The following is a 390-nucleotide window of genomic DNA, read 5'->3' on the forward strand; positions in this document are numbered from 1 at the left end:
GAGCTTGCCATGGCCTGTCACTATCGGCTCGCCGCGCGCGATGCGCGCTTCGGGCTGCCGGAGGTCAAGCTGGGGCTGATCCCCGGCGCCGGCGGCACCCAGCGGCTGCCGCGGCTCGTCGGGCTCGAGGCCGCCCTGGAGATGATCCTCTCCGGCGAGCCCATCGGCGCCGACAAGGCCCTCGAGCTGGGGCTGGTGGATGGCGTGGCCGACCAGGGGCATACCCCCGAGGAGACGCGCATCGCCATGGCGGCAGAGCTGGCCCGGCAGGGCGTGCGCCCCACGCGGGAGCGGGCGCTCGCCGCCGCCAGCGAGGCGCCGCTCGAGTGGCTGGCCGCCCAGCGCGAGTCGCTGGCGCTGCCCGCCTCGGGCGACCTGTCGCCCCTCAAG

The 390-nt window shown here is 76.4% G+C and carries 1 protein-coding gene; it reads left to right on the plus strand.

Annotated elements, in window-relative coordinates; all coding sequences use genetic code 11:
• Positions 1-390, plus strand: a 390-nt coding sequence (locus tag J5F18_RS09600; protein ID WP_346302013.1) for an enoyl-CoA hydratase-related protein, incomplete at both ends; no start/stop codon positions are given.

The sequence above is a fragment of the Halomonas sp. BM-2019 genome (assembly GCF_017584085.1).